Annotated in this window: 15 protein-coding genes; 5 read left to right on the top strand and 10 right to left on the bottom strand. The window is 26.6% G+C overall.

Annotated elements, in window-relative coordinates; all coding sequences use genetic code 11:
* Positions 1-21: 21 nt before the first annotated feature.
* The 10 genes from eno to PWP28_RS06320 form a co-directional block, all read right to left on the bottom strand.
* A complete protein-coding gene (eno, locus tag PWP28_RS06365; protein ID WP_109603807.1) occupies positions 22-1,320 on the bottom strand; it encodes a phosphopyruvate hydratase in 1,299 nt (432 codons plus the stop codon).
* A 31-nt stretch (positions 1,321-1,351) separates the two neighbouring features.
* The gene (pyrH, locus tag PWP28_RS06360; RefSeq protein ID WP_109603806.1) at positions 1,352-2,050 is read right to left on the bottom strand and encodes a UMP kinase; all 699 of its coding nucleotides are present in this window, start codon (positions 2,048-2,050) and stop codon (positions 1,352-1,354) included.
* A gap of 64 nt (positions 2,051-2,114) precedes the next feature.
* Complete coding sequence (gene tsf / locus PWP28_RS06355; protein ID WP_109603805.1) at positions 2,115-2,708, bottom strand: translation elongation factor Ts; 594 nt, start codon at positions 2,706-2,708, stop codon at positions 2,115-2,117.
* A gap of 108 nt (positions 2,709-2,816) precedes the next feature.
* Complete coding sequence (coaD, locus tag PWP28_RS06350) at positions 2,817-3,305, bottom strand: pantetheine-phosphate adenylyltransferase (RefSeq protein ID WP_308644435.1); 489 nt, start codon at positions 3,303-3,305, stop codon at positions 2,817-2,819.
* Positions 3,306-3,309: 4 nt separating this feature from the next.
* A complete protein-coding gene (mnmA, locus tag PWP28_RS06345) occupies positions 3,310-4,413 on the bottom strand; it encodes a tRNA 2-thiouridine(34) synthase MnmA (protein WP_264149903.1) in 1,104 nt (367 codons plus the stop codon).
* Positions 4,394-4,843 carry an Rrf2 family transcriptional regulator gene (locus PWP28_RS06340; RefSeq protein ID WP_109603803.1) on the bottom strand — a complete coding sequence of 150 codons (450 nt, stop codon included), beginning with the start codon at positions 4,841-4,843 and terminating at the stop codon, positions 4,394-4,396. The genes mnmA and PWP28_RS06340 overlap by 20 nt, the downstream gene beginning before the upstream one ends.
* 12 nt (positions 4,844-4,855) lie before the next feature.
* Positions 4,856-6,640, bottom strand: a complete 1,785-nt coding sequence (locus tag PWP28_RS06335) for a 3D domain-containing protein (protein ID WP_308644434.1) — start codon at positions 6,638-6,640, stop codon at positions 4,856-4,858.
* Positions 6,637-7,299 carry a DUF2225 domain-containing protein gene (locus tag PWP28_RS06330; protein ID WP_264149901.1) on the bottom strand — a complete coding sequence of 221 codons (663 nt, stop codon included), beginning with the start codon at positions 7,297-7,299 and terminating at the stop codon, positions 6,637-6,639. Before PWP28_RS06330 ends, PWP28_RS06335 begins: the two co-directional genes overlap by 4 nt.
* A gap of 1 nt (position 7,300) precedes the next feature.
* Positions 7,301-8,206, bottom strand: coding sequence for a signal recognition particle-docking protein FtsY (gene ftsY, locus PWP28_RS06325; protein WP_109603800.1), 906 nt, complete (start codon positions 8,204-8,206; stop codon positions 7,301-7,303).
* Positions 8,207-8,287: 81 nt separating this feature from the next.
* Positions 8,288-9,568 carry an alpha-amylase family glycosyl hydrolase gene (locus PWP28_RS06320; RefSeq protein ID WP_109603799.1) on the bottom strand — a complete coding sequence of 427 codons (1,281 nt, stop codon included), beginning with the start codon at positions 9,566-9,568 and terminating at the stop codon, positions 8,288-8,290.
* Positions 9,569-9,791: 223 nt separating this feature from the next.
* Between PWP28_RS06320 and PWP28_RS06315 the strand changes: the two genes are divergently transcribed.
* Genes PWP28_RS06315 through PWP28_RS06295 form a run of 5 tightly spaced genes read left to right on the top strand, consistent with a single transcriptional unit; the run spans position 9,792 to position 13,003 of the window.
* Entirely contained in the window at positions 9,792-10,166 is a 375-nt protein-coding gene (locus tag PWP28_RS06315; protein WP_109603798.1) for a DUF2089 domain-containing protein, read from the top strand.
* 2 nt (positions 10,167-10,168) lie between these two features.
* On the top strand, positions 10,169-10,534 hold the full coding sequence (locus tag PWP28_RS06310) for a hypothetical protein (protein WP_109603797.1): 366 nt from the start codon (positions 10,169-10,171) through the stop codon (positions 10,532-10,534).
* A 20-nt stretch (positions 10,535-10,554) separates the two neighbouring features.
* Positions 10,555-11,538 (top strand): DUF4097 domain-containing protein, encoded by a 984-nt coding sequence (locus PWP28_RS06305; protein ID WP_264149899.1) that lies wholly within the window; start codon positions 10,555-10,557, stop codon positions 11,536-11,538.
* Positions 11,535-12,047 carry a hypothetical protein gene (locus tag PWP28_RS06300; protein ID WP_109603795.1) on the top strand — a complete coding sequence of 171 codons (513 nt, stop codon included), beginning with the start codon at positions 11,535-11,537 and terminating at the stop codon, positions 12,045-12,047. Before PWP28_RS06305 ends, PWP28_RS06300 begins: the two co-directional genes overlap by 4 nt.
* Positions 12,044-13,003 carry a hypothetical protein gene (locus PWP28_RS06295; protein WP_308644433.1) on the top strand — a complete coding sequence of 320 codons (960 nt, stop codon included), beginning with the start codon at positions 12,044-12,046 and terminating at the stop codon, positions 13,001-13,003. Before PWP28_RS06300 ends, PWP28_RS06295 begins: the two co-directional genes overlap by 4 nt.
* The last annotated feature ends 24 nt before the right edge of the window (positions 13,004-13,027 follow it).

Raw genomic sequence — 13,027 nt, 5'->3', positions numbered from 1 at the left:
CCTTTTTATAGGGGGAATTGTTTATTTATCTATTGAATAAAAAGAATCTAAACCTTTAAATTGAGCAACAGAACCCAATTCTTCTTCTATTCTTAATAATTGATTATACTTAGCAATTCTATCTGTTCTTGATAAAGAACCTGTTTTTATAAATCCTGCATTTGTTGCTACACAAAGATCTGCTATGAATGTATCTTCTGATTCTCCAGATCTATGAGAAATTACATTTGTCATATTATATTTTTTAGCTAATTCTATTGCATCAAAAGTTTCTGTTAAAGAACCTATTTGATTCAATTTTATCAATATAGAGTTTGCTGATTTTAAATCTATACCTTTTTGTAATCTTTTAACATTGGTCACAAATAAATCATCACCAACAACCTGAGCTTTAGTTCTAACCTTAGCAGTAAATCCTGTATAAGCATCCCAATCTTCTTGATCAAATGGATCTTCTATAGATTTTATTGGATATTTATCTATTAATCCTTCATAGTAATCTGCAAGTTCTGAAGAAGATAAATCTTTTCCATCAATATGATATGTTTTGTTGTCTGAATTATAAAATTCTGATGCTGCACAGTCTAATGCAATAAATACCTCTTCACCAGGTTTATAACCAGCTTTTTCTACAGCTTTTACTATGAACTGTAAAGCTTCTTCGTTTGAATCAAAGTTAGGAGCAAATCCACCTTCATCTCCAACTGCTGTTTGATGGCCAGCTTCCTGTAATAATTTTTTTAAATTATGAAAAATTTCTGTTCCTGCTCTTAAAGCATCTGAAAATTTGTTAAATCCAGCAGGCATTATCATAAATTCTTGAATATCTAAGTTATTATCTGCATGTTCTCCACCATTAACAATATTCATCAAAGGTACTGGAAGGACTTTAGCATTTGGACCACCTAAATATTTATATAAAGGTATTTCCAAAGAATCAGATGCTGCTCTTGCTACAGCTAATGACACAGCTAAAATAGCATTTGCACCCAATTTCTCTTTATTTTCAGTTCCATCTAAATCTAACATTACTTGGTCTATTAAAGCTTGATCAAAAGCGTTTAAACCTTCTAATTCTTCAGCTATAACATCATTAACATTTGCGACAGCTTTTGAAACTCCTTTACCCATAAATCTTGATTTGTCTCCATCTCTCAATTCTAAAGCTTCAAATATACCTGTTGAAGCTCCTGATGGAACTATTGCTCTACCTTCAGCACCACTTGCCAACATAACTTCTGCCTCTACTGTTGGGTTACCTCTAGAATCTAATACTTCTCTTGCCTTTACTGACACGATTTCGTCGTATAAGTATGACATGCACAAACACCTCCTGTTGAGCTTTATATCATCAAGGAATTACTCTCGTTCCAATTTTTTTATCCATAACTGCATTTAAAAGATTATCCTTATCAAAGAAATTAATAACACTAATAGGCATCTTATACTTTTGACATATAGCAAATGCCTCTGTATCCATAACTTTTAAATTTTTAGAAATTGCTTCATCATATGTAATTGTATCATATTTCACAGCATCTGTAAACTTTTTAGGATCTTTATCAAAAATTCCATCTACTTTAGTTGCTTTTATAAGTACTTCTGCTTTCATTTCAACAGCTCTCAAAGCAGCCGCTGTATCAGTTGTAAATAAAGGATTTGAAGTACCTCCTGCAAAAATAACTACATAACCTGAATTAAAATATAATTCTATATCATCATAATGAATTGATCTCACTGAAGGAAGTTTAACTATCTGAGAAACAACAACACTTTTTATTCCAATCTTTTCAAAGTAGTCTTTTAAATACAGAGCATTACTAACCGTTCCCAACATACCTATATGATCAGCAATACTATTTGTAACACCTTTTAACTCTTTACCTCTAAATATATTTCCAGCTCCTACAACCATACCAATATTCATTCCATGTTGAGAAACTTTCTTTATTTCAGAAGCTAAATATTTAACCGCATCATCGTTAAATCCTTTATTTCCTTCACCAGATAATACTTCACCACTAAGTTTCAAAAGAACTCTTCTATACATATTTTCTATACCTCCAGTAAATTATAAAAAAAGGGGGTGACAAAAACACCACCCCCTATATCAATTAATCTTCTACTGAGAATCTTGAGAATTTTTCAACTTTTATATTTTCACCAATCTTAGCAATGGCAGCAGTGATAAGTTCACCTATTTTTTCACCATCACCAAAAACATAATTCTGTTCTAAAAGACAATTTTCTTCATAGAACTTATTAACTTTATTTTCAGCTATTTTTTCAATAATATGTTCAGGTTTTCCAGAACTCTTTAATTCTTCAGCGTATATTTCTTTTTCTTTATTTATTATTTCTTCTGGAACATCTTCTCTTGATATCCATTTTGGATTCATAGAAGCAATTTGAAGAGCTACTTTATGTGCTAATTCATGAAAATCATCTGTTTTAGCAACGAAATCTGTTTCACAACCTAAAAATAATAAAACACCCATTTTTTCATTGTGGTGAATATAAGAATAAACAATTCCTTCTTTAGTTTCTCTATGAGCTTTTTTAGCTGCTTTTGCAGCACCCTTTTTTCTTAAAAGTTCAATTGCCTTATCTAAATCACCATTAGTTTCTTCAAGTGCTTTTTTACAGTCTAACATACCTGCACCTGTAGCTGTTCTTAATTCTTTTATCATTTCCGTACTTACAGCCATCTAAAAGTCCCTCCTTGCGCGTGTTAATGATTTCAACCAATATATTCTATCACATTATTATTTCCATTTCAATAAGTATTAAAAATTTTAATTAACACTTTTTAAATTTTAATTTTTTCTAAATTTTTCTTTAAGCTTTTTTTCTACTAATGGTGAAACCCATGTACTAACATCTCCATCGTACCTTGCAACTTCCTTTACCATAGAAGATGAAATGAATGAATGAGCTACATCAGACATCAGAAAAAATATTTCTAATTGTGGCATAAGTGATCTATTTCCATTTGCCATTTGCAATTCATATTCAAAATCTGTAACGGCTCTCAAACCTCTTATTACAGTAGAAATATCTTTTAATTTACAATATTGCACCAATAATCCTGAAAAAGTATCTATTTCAACATTCGGTATATGTGATAAATTGGCTTTAGTCATTTCAACTCTTTCTTCAAGAGTAAATAAGCATCTTTTTTCTGAATTATTCATAATAACAACATTAAGTTTTTCAAATCTTTCAGCAGCTCTCTTAACAAGATTTATATGGCCATAAGTAATAGGATCAAAACTTCCTGGATAAACAGCTATTCTTTTTTGCATATTTTTAATCCTCCAAATAAGAATCTATTATCCCAGTTCCCAATACAATTCCATCTTCATCATAAAAAGTAGCAAATTGTCCTGGAGTAACCGCAAAAATAGGTTCTTCAAATTCTACTTTAAAAGATTTTTCGTCTATCTTTGTTATAATAGATTTCATTTCTTCACTTTTTTTTCTAATTCTACAAACAGCTTCTATTTTTTCAAAATCTATAAAAAAATTAGATTTTTTAGCTATAAGTCCTTTAAAATAAAGTTTTTTTGTGGGAGCTACTATAATACTATTATTTTGAGAATCTATTTTATAAACATGTAATTTCATATTAGGAGATTTAAAAAATGTCATACCAGTCCTTTGACCTATTGTATAATTTGTATATCCAGTATGAGTACCTATATGATTTCCATCTAAATCATATACTTTTCCCTCTCCAACCTCTATTCCTCTATCTTTTAAATATCTTTTATAATTGTTATCAGGAATAAAACATAATTCTTGTGAATCAGGTTTATGAGCTACGATTAAATTTAATTCTTCGGCAATTTTTCTTATTTCATCTTTTTTCAATTTTGCAAGTGGAAAATAAAGTCTCGGTAAATACTCTTGTTTAACATATGATAAAAAATATGATTGGTCTTTATAATTATCTACACCTTTTTTTATAACATATTTTCCATACTTTTCTGAATATTCACTTAAAACATAATGGCCAGATACTACAACATCACAATTATATTCATCAGCCAATTCAATAGCTTTACCGAACTTAAAAAATCTATTACAAAGTATACAAGGATTTGGAGTAATCCCTTTTTTATATTCATTTATAAAATATTTTATTATTTTTTCTTCAAATTCATCTTTTATACTAATAATTTTAAAGTCTTCTAACCCAACATCTTTAGCAACCTTCATAGCATCAATAGTATCAGAAGGACTACAGCAAACCTTCTTTTTTTCAGGTATCATAGAAAAAACAATATCATCAACAGTTTTAAAGTGTACACCTATAACTTCATAACCTTCTTTTTTTAAAATATGAGCAGCTACTGAACTGTCTACTCCTCCACTCATTAGCATTAAAGCTCTACGACCCATTTTTTTCATCACCACTTCCTAACTTAGAAATTTCTTTACCATATCTTATTATGTCTTGCAGAGTCATTTTATCAAGTTCAAGCATCATAACATTATGAACTCTTTTCCATACAAATTCAACAGCACAATCAATTTCAACTCTACATTCACCACTAACACAATCATACGATTGTAAAGGCTTATCTAAAACATTTACAATTTCACTTAATCTTAAATCTTTTGGATCTTTTAGCAAAACATATCCACCATATCTTCCTCTTATTGATTTTAAAATTCCAGCATCTCTTAATTCAGAAAATATTTTTTCTAAAAAATCACGTGGTATTTGCTGTCTTTTCGAAAGTTCAGCAATTGACACTTTTTTTATACCTTCTTTATTCAAGAGTGCTAATTCAAACAAAGCTCTTAAAGCATAAGAACTTTTTACAGTCAAGGCCATGTTTCATCCCTCCTAAATCTTTCCAACGACATATATCGTTACATCAGATGTTTTTTGAGCTTTTCTGACATCATTTACATATATATCAATTTTATTACCTTTTATTTTCCCACCAGTATCTTCAACTACAAAAAAACCATTATTCGGCATATCTTTTAGTTCTGGTATATAAACAACAGTTCCAAGGGGTAATTCTTCTGGATCTGCTGCTATAGTTCTCCAATTTTCAGGTTTTTTACCAGATCTTGTTAAACGAAAAGTTGGAGAATATACTAATTTATCATCCCATTCTGTATAGTATGTTGCTTTATAATCTCCTCTTATTCTAAAAAATAATTTTAAAGGATCTTTAGGTTCACCTGATTTCCAAAGTTCAAGCATAACAAGTGAATCTTTTTTTACTAGTCCCAAAGAAGTTTCGTTATCTACCCAAACCCCTTCTTTTACATATATGGTACTTATATTTCTAACTACGCTGACTATAGAACTACCATGATCTATTTTAACATACCAATTTCCATTACTTGATGAACCTGTTTCTACTACTTTTCCAGGTAAAATAGGGTAAATTCTTTCATCTTTAATTGGTTTTATACCTATACCAGGAGATATACTCATAGAATTTCTATCTCCAAATTTAACAGCAATTCTTTCAAAAGCAGACTGATTAGTAGCTTTTAAAGGCCAATTAATATATTTTTCTATATTTCCAATAGGTATTATAAGTTCTTGACCTACTTTTAAATATGCAGCATTTATTAAATTATTTGCTTTAGCGATTAAATCAACACCATTACTTCCAAGTCCAAAAGCTTTAGCTATTTGACTTAAAGTATCCCCTGATTTAACTTTATATACTATTTCATCAGTATTTTCAAATATACTTTTAAACTCTTCATCTCCCAATGTATAAATAGCCGCATTTATTCTTTTCTCTAAATCATCTATTTTTGTTTTATATTTCTCATCTAAATTAGATGGGGGTGAAGATAATGCTTTATCAAAATTATTAGTTAAAATTTCTACATTATTATCAACTTTATTAAGCTTATCTTCTAATTCTTTTACTTTTATAATCGTATCACTTTGAGATTTATAATAAAACTTAGATACAGCTTGTTCGGTTTTAATTTCGATTATTTTATCTATATCTTTATTTAAATCTACATTTTTTAACTCTTTTTGTATTAAATTTTTAAAATCATCAGAGTTAACAAAATTTCCATTCATATCTTTATTAGAATTCTCTAATTTTGATACCCTATCATTAATATTTTGAAGGCTATCTAAAATAAAAATATTATCATCATTATTAAATAAACTCGTATAATTTTTTTCTAAATCAGTTATTTTCTTTTCTAAATCAGTTATTTTAGAAAAAACTTGAGAAGGATTTTCAGATGTTCCACCACTTTCAAGATTAGTCATAGATTTTTCTATATTGTCTACTCTATCATCTAAAGCTAAAAGTTTTTCAACATCTTTCGCCTCTTCACCATCAATTATTAAACCTTCTATTAAATTTAATCTTTTAGAAATTCCAGAAAATTGTGATTTAAGATCGCTTATTACATTATAATCATAACTGCTTTTTCTTTTATTCTGATAAAATTCATCCGATAATTTGTTAAGATCTTCTTCCAACCTTGTTAATTGAATTTCTAATGATTTCAATGTACTCTTTATTTCTGTGAGTTCTTCATTCGGTAATTTATTTTGTTCATCGGCACTTTGAAAAGAACAACTAGATAAAAACAAACTCAATACTATAATTAATAAAAAATAAATTTTTTTCACTCTAATTCACCTCTTAAATCTTTTGCAGCTCTTATGTATGGACTCTTACTATCCTTAAACATTCTAAAAAGTTTATCTAAATATTTAGCAGCATTTTTTTTATCTCCCAATCTATAATAAATATACCCTGTATAAAAAAGTGAAAAAATAGTGTCTCTATTGTCAAGAGCCTTTTCAAAATAATTAAGAGTTATTTTTAATACATCATTTAATATCTTAAGCTCTCTTCCTTCATCTCCATCATCTCTATATTGCCAAGAAAGTTTTAATAGTAACCTTCCAACTTCAAAAGGAAGGTCTAAAATCGAATATATTTCAGAAGCTAAAACTATTTGTTGTTTATAAAAATTATTAGATTTATCTTCATAGTTATTTACTTCAAAAAAATCATCCTTATCGAGTTTACTCAAAAAATCTTTTATTTTAGAATAATTTCTATCATTTATAAACTTATGAATATCCTTAACATCTTTTTCATTAAAAGTAAAGAAGCAATTTGGACAAGTTATTATACTATGTTTTAATGGATTTGGTCCATTATAATTAGGTTTTAAATCTTTATCATAACTTTTAACAGAAATAGCTGCAGTAGATACCTTTGAATACATAAAAGTATTTTTACAAACTGGACATTCAGTAGTGTCCTTCCAATAATCCATCTTATTCTTCAACCCCTAATAAAGCATTTACATAATTTTTTGGTTCAAACATTTGAAGATCATCTTCACGTTCACCAACACCTATCATTTTAATTGGTATATTTAATTGATTATTTATAGAAAAAGCTATACCACCTTTTGCTGTACCATCTAATTTAGTAACTACAACACTCGTAATATCCACAGCTTCTTTAAAAGCTAAAGCTTGTTGGATACCATTTTGACCAGTAGTACCGTCTAAAACTAAAATAGTTTCATCTGATCCTCCTGGTATTTCTTTTTCTATAACTCTTTTAATTTTTTTTAATTCTTCCATTAAATTTGATTTTGTATGAAGACGTCCAGCTGTATCAATTATTACCACATCTTTATTTTTAGCTTTTGCATGTGCAAGAGAATCATAAACAACCGCTGCAGCATCAGAACCATGTTCATGAGCTATAACAGTTGCCCCTACTTTATTCCCCCAATGTTTAAGTTGTTCAATAGCTGCCGCTCTAAATGTATCAGCTGCCGCTAATACAACAGATTTTCCAGCTGAAACATATTTTTTTGAAATTTTTGCTATAGTAGTAGTTTTTCCACTGCCATTAACACCTACAACAAATATAACATAAGGTTTCTTATTTGGATTTTCTTCAAAATTTTCTTTTTCAAGATTTTCAGTCATTATATCTCTTAACAATATTAAAGGATCTTCAACTTCGTCTTTCTTATATCTTATTTTAAGTTCTGTTAATATTTTATTTGCTGTTTCATATCCCATATCAGACATTATAAGTATTTCTTCGAGTTCTTCTAAAACTTCATCATCTAAAGTTCTGCCAGCAAATAAAGTTTTAATTCCGCCAAAGAAATTATCTCTCGCTTTAGAAAGACCTTCTTTTAATTTATCAAAAAAACCCATTAAAAGGTTCACCTCCAAATTATTTTTTTATTCTTGAAAATTATAACACTTTTTGTTTAAAATATAAAGTAAAATAAGGCCTCAAGGCCTTATTTTAAAAATTTCTGGTAAGTTTTTAATTTCATAAAAATTATCAACAACAATATCACAATTATTAATTATATCAAAACCTTCAAACTTAAAGTTTATCGGAACACAACCTTTTCGATTCTCAAGATTAACAATGATATAGTATTTTTCATCTTTTGATTTCCATTCAATTAAATAAACACCTTCTACTATACTATGAATATTGAAAATATCACATTTTTCTTTTATATCTTTGATTATTTTTATCATTTTTTTAAAATAACTTAAAAATTCATAATCTCCCTCTTCCCATCTTATTGAATTTTTATCAAATAATTTTAAACTTTTTTTTGACATTATTTCTTGTCCCGAAAAAATCAAAGAAGGGCCAGGTAATAAACAATAAAAAATAGTCCAATTCTTTACAATATTTTTACCACTAAAAATCGAACAAATTCTACAAGTATCATGATTTTCTAAAAATCTTAATTTAAGAGTTTTTGAAGGATAAATAGCTTTTTGAACATTTAAATGATTGATATAATATGAAAAATTTATTAATCCTTTAAAATAGTCTTCTATATATTCAAAACCATCATAATCATAAGTAACATCAAAAACTTTAGAAAGTTCTATATCAGAATAAACTTCAATATTTCTATCCCTAAACATTCTTAAATCTTTCATTCTAAATGTTTCAGCAATCCAGATAATATTTTTTTTAGAATTTATAATAGATCTTGCTTTTTTCCAAAAAGTAATGGGTATTAAACCAGCTGTATCACATCTAAAACCATCTACCCCATTATCTACCCAAAACTCAAGATTTTTGATAAGATATTCTATGAGATCAGAATTAGAAAAATCAAGTTCTACAATATCATACCAATTTTCTATTTTTCTCTTTGGATTTCCTTTTTCATCCGTCAAAAACCATTCAGGATGTTCTTCATATAAAATCGAATCTAAAGAAGTATGATGAAACACTATATCTATAAAAACTTTCATTTCTAATTCATGAGCTTTATTTAAAATTTTTTTGAACTGACTCATTCCACCATATTCTGGACTAACACTATAATAATCTCTTATTGAATAAGGACTTCCAAAAGTTCCTTTTCTATTTTTTTTACCAACTGGATATATTGGCATAAAAGAAATTATATCAACTCCCAATTTCTTTATTCTTTCAAGATCATAATAAATATCATTAAAAGTTCCAGGATTAGAATGATTTCTAACGAAAATTTCATATATTATAGAATTTTTTAAATTATCATATGATTTATTCATTTATAACCTCCTTCAAATACTAATTTAATAATACTATATTATTATTTCTCATTCATTATTTATTATAAAAAAATTGTTAATATAAACACAATGATTATAATTTTAAAAAAATTATAATTAAAATAATTATTTTTATAAAAAATAGAAAAAAACTAAAAAATTTTAAAACAATACTTGACTTTTTTAATTTTTTAAATTATAATTTTATTATGGAGGTGAGAAAATGTATAAAAGGAGACTAACGACTTGTCCCGTATGCAATGGCCCATTAAAAATAGTAAAATACAGATGTGAAAAATGCGATACAGAAATAACAGGAAGTTTTGAAATCGAAGAATTCACACAATTATCAGATGAACAATTGATATTTTTAAAGATCTTTATAAAATCAAGAGGAAATTTATCTGAACTTCAAAAAGAATTAAATATATCTTATCCAACTGCAAAAGCAAGACTTGAAGAATTAATAAAAGCTTTAGGTTATTCCTCAGAAAATGATAATAGGAAAAAAACTTTAGAAATTCTTGAAAAAATTGAAAAGGGTGAAATAACTCCAGAAGAAGCTAAACAAATATTAAAAAAATATAGGGGGGAATAAAAATGAAGGAAGATATAAAAAAAATACTTTCTATGTTTAGAGATGAAAAGCTTACAATAGATGAAGCTACTGATTTATTAGAAACTCTTATAGAACCGAACTTTAATTCAGGAAATAACTATACAAAAAAATATCTAAGACTGATTATAAAATCCCCTGGGAAAGATGAAGTTTCTTTAAAATTACCAATTTCAATGATAAAATTGATGAAACGTATAATACCTAAAAATCTAAAAAATAACGGTTTTGATAGTGAAGAAGCTGCAAATATAACAAAAGATATATTCGAATCGATTGACAAAATGGATGACGAGAAAACTACTATAAACACTGAAGATGGGACAGAAATTATCTTTAATTTAGAATAAAAAATAACGGGGGGATTATAATGGAACAAGAACTAATTTTAAAAAATTATGAAAAAATAGTACTAAGTATAAAACACAAAGGTGCTGATATAACAATAAAATCTTCAAATGATATAAATAAAATTGTTTTTGATTCAGGAGACAATGTGTTATATGATATTCAAGAATTTGGTAATGAATTATTTTTAGAATTTTCTAATGAAAAAAGAAATGGAAATATTATAGATAGGATATTTGATTTTGGGTTTAATTCAACAATTGATATAACTTTATTTATAAATGAAAATGTAAAATCTCTTGAAATTGAGGCAACTGCTGGTGATTTAAATGTTAAAGATATAAAAATAAAAAATTTAAAAACTAAATTAATTGCTGGCGATATGATAATATCTGGATTAAATCTTGAACAATTGAATTGTAATTTAACTACAGGCGATTTATCTGTAAAAGATAGTGAGATCAAAGATGCTTATTTAAAAATGACCACTGGAGATACTTCATTAAATAATACAAAAATAAATAAAATAATGGCTTCACTTGTAACTGGTGATCTTAAAATAGATTATTTAACAAAAAATTTTAAAGAAAGTGAAATCAAAGTAATAACTGGTGATGCAACAATAAGTATAGAAGGAGAAACTCCTATAAATCTAAAAAAATCTATATCTATGGCGTCTTCACTAAAATCAAATATAACTTTGAACAATGATTATGGGATTAATAGAAATTTAAAAATAAAAATAATTACTGGAGACGTAAGAATAAAACAGAAAAAATTATCGAATTCAAATTCTGATTTTATAAATTCTAATTCAGAAGAAGATTTGTCTGTAGAAAATGAAATACAAAATATAAATATGTTGACTCAAGAAGAGCAAAAAATTATTGAATTACTAAAATCTGAAAAGATAAGCAAAACTTTCGCAATCGAACTTCTTGAACAATTAGGTTACAAAGAAGAAGAAGCTAAAAAGTTTTTGGACGATAGGGGGGTACAAAAATGAAAAAGATTTCCTTGATTTTAATAACGATAGGAATTCTTATTTTTCTAACGGTATTTTTTGATTTTCAATTTACAATTTGGAGATTATTCGAATTGATAATATCCTTAATGCTAATAATTAGCGGATTAATTCCTAAAACATTCTCAAAAATTCATATAAATGGAATAAATGTTTCGAATATATCTGAAGAAGAAAAAATTGAGATTGAAGAAGAATTAAGAAATGCTCGTGAAGATTTAGAAGATTCTGAAATACCTTCAATGGCTAAAAATATTTCTAAAAAATCTATAAACTATGTTGAAAAAAAAGTATTTAAAAAAACTCATATAAAATCTTTAGTAAAAAAAATAATATTTGGTTTAACATCTGGTACAATACTTTTCTTTGATTCATTAAATTTATTTAATCTAAAATTTAATTTTTGGGAATTTATTCTTGTTATAATAGGCTCTTACCTGTTAGCAACTGGAATATCCTCTTTTATTCCAGAAAGGAGTGAAATCAAGTGATAAGTGGAATAATTTCTATCCTAATAGGCGGAATAATATTATTAGGAATTGTATTCAAATTAACCATATCTTTTAATGTAATAATAGAATTAATAATAGGTATAAGTCTTATAGTATCAGGTATGAGAATTTTCAAAAAAATCAAAGGAGAATATATAGGAAGTTTATTATTTGGTCTTATACTCGTAATGGATGCTTTTAAATTATTTCCAGAAAAATTAAAATTTTGGCCAATAGTATTATTAATGATAGCTTCATATTTTATAGGTTATGGATTGGCAAATATATTATCAAGTGGAAAATTTTTATTCAAATCTAAAAAACACCATGAAATAGAAAAAAACATTATGGAATTTTCTGATAATAACATAAATGAATTAAAAAAAATATCTTTTGATGTAGATTGGACAAAATTTAATTTAAATTCAAATAATCAAGAACAACTTTTTAAATTAAAAAGTGAAATAAATAAAGATATATTTAGATCTAATATGGATTTCAAAGAAGATGAATCTGCCTTAAAATTAAAAAATAAATTGAAAGTATCAAACATAAAAATACCAGAAAAAGCTTTTATGAATTTAAAGATAAAAAAACAAAAAGAATATGAAATCAAATCAAATGTATCAGTATCTGAAATATTCTTTGATTTAAGAGATATTTATTTGAAAAATATGAAATTAAAATCTACTGCATCAAAAATAATAATAATTCCATCTGAATTTACTGATTCTATAATTGATTTGGATTTAGAAATAACCTCATTAACCGTAAAACTACCAAAAAAAGTTGGATTGGTATTAAACCATATAGGAGAATTAAACTTAAAAAATTTTGAAGGATTATTTCAAAGAGATGATGGTTCATATATTTCAAGTAATTATTCAGATGCAAATCAAATAGTCTATTTAAACATATCTTCAGAAATGTCAAGATTAGGAGTACAAATAATATAAAAAGTCGGTAAACCGACTTTTTAT

The sequence above is a fragment of the Oceanotoga sp. genome (assembly GCF_030445905.1).
Taxonomy (GTDB): Bacteria; Thermotogota; Thermotogae; order Petrotogales; family Petrotogaceae; genus Oceanotoga; species Oceanotoga teriensis.
The sequence above is the reverse complement of the archived record's forward strand: the minus strand, read 5'-3'. Positions and strand labels throughout refer to the sequence as shown.

Coding starts and splice junctions, on each gene's coding strand:
- eno (WP_109603807.1), bottom strand. CDS start 1,320: ATGTCATACTTATACGACGAAATCGTGTCAGTAAAGGCAAGAGAAGTA.
- pyrH (WP_109603806.1), bottom strand. CDS start 2,050: ATGTATAGAAGAGTTCTTTTGAAACTTAGTGGTGAAGTATTATCTGGT.
- tsf (WP_109603805.1), bottom strand. CDS start 2,708: ATGGCTGTAAGTACGGAAATGATAAAAGAATTAAGAACAGCTACAGGT.
- coaD (WP_308644435.1), bottom strand. CDS start 3,305: ATGCAAAAAAGAATAGCTGTTTATCCAGGAAGTTTTGATCCTATTACT.
- mnmA (WP_264149903.1), bottom strand. CDS start 4,413: ATGAAAAAAATGGGTCGTAGAGCTTTAATGCTAATGAGTGGAGGAGTA.
- PWP28_RS06340 (WP_109603803.1), bottom strand. CDS start 4,843: ATGGCCTTGACTGTAAAAAGTTCTTATGCTTTAAGAGCTTTGTTTGAA.
- PWP28_RS06330 (WP_264149901.1), bottom strand. CDS start 7,299: ATGGATTATTGGAAGGACACTACTGAATGTCCAGTTTGTAAAAATACT.
- ftsY (WP_109603800.1), bottom strand. CDS start 8,206: ATGGGTTTTTTTGATAAATTAAAAGAAGGTCTTTCTAAAGCGAGAGAT.
- PWP28_RS06320 (WP_109603799.1), bottom strand. CDS start 9,568: ATGAATAAATCATATGATAATTTAAAAAATTCTATAATATATGAAATT.
- PWP28_RS06315 (WP_109603798.1), top strand. CDS start 9,792: ATGTATAAAAGGAGACTAACGACTTGTCCCGTATGCAATGGCCCATTA.
- PWP28_RS06310 (WP_109603797.1), top strand. CDS start 10,169: ATGAAGGAAGATATAAAAAAAATACTTTCTATGTTTAGAGATGAAAAG.
- PWP28_RS06305 (WP_264149899.1), top strand. CDS start 10,555: ATGGAACAAGAACTAATTTTAAAAAATTATGAAAAAATAGTACTAAGT.
- PWP28_RS06300 (WP_109603795.1), top strand. CDS start 11,535: ATGAAAAAGATTTCCTTGATTTTAATAACGATAGGAATTCTTATTTTT.